This window comes from Kitasatospora sp. NPDC058032 (genome assembly GCF_042885845.1).
Classification (GTDB): Bacteria; Actinomycetota; Actinomycetes; order Streptomycetales; family Streptomycetaceae; genus Kitasatospora.
In genome coordinates this window covers 1-683 of sequence record NZ_JBHVRK010000060.1, presented here as the reverse complement: position 1 = coordinate 683, position 683 = coordinate 1, and the positions used below count along the sequence as shown (strand labels likewise).

Annotated in this window: 1 pseudogene; it reads left to right on the top strand. The window is 63.7% G+C overall.

Going from position 1 to position 683, the window contains the following annotated elements:
• Window positions 1–355: 355 nt before the first annotated feature.
• Window positions 356–683, top strand: a pseudogene (locus ACFVUH_RS37160) (ParA family protein); the annotation flags it as partial.

The following is a 683-nucleotide window of genomic DNA, read 5'->3' as shown; positions in this document are numbered from 1 at the left end:
CGGCGGCTCGGCAGACCCGGAGCCGTCGTCGATGCTCCTGCCGCAGGAGCCGATGATCCTGTCGTGCCACGCGTCGTGAGCCTCCTCAGCGACCGGATGAGCCAACCGGAAGCTCTTTGGGTTTCCTCGGTTTACGGCGCATGGCATGGGCATGCTTCCAGGCGAGACCGTTGCGGCACAGGGAGAGCGCACGTGGCAGGAGCGTCGGCCGCAGCCATTGACTGATAACGCCGTTATCAGTGCCGCTCCGCAGCCCGAGCCGATCCGGTGTGTCGCGCAGTCAGTGAAGTGCAGCGACACGCGTGTTGAGCAGGGCGTTGAACACAACTCTCCGCAAAGTTAGTAAGCTGACCTCATGGTCACTTCAAGTACTGCTGGAGATAGAGAGAAGGTTGTCTCCAAGCTGCCGTCCTGGCTGCGCCAGGACCTCAAGGTTCGTGCTGCCGAACTCGGCGTCGACATCCAGGACGCTGTTTCCGCCGGCATCACCGCCTGGCGTGAAGCGGCACCCGATGAGTGCCCCACTGTCGACACATCAGGCTCCAGTTCCTTTTCCACGTGGCTTCCGCCGGGCCAGTGGCAGGAGCTCAAGAGCACCTGCCACGAGCGTGGCGGCATGCCGTTCGTCCAAGGCCTCGCTCAGTCGGTACAGAGTTGGCTGAGGGCCAACCCCTCCCCCAGGC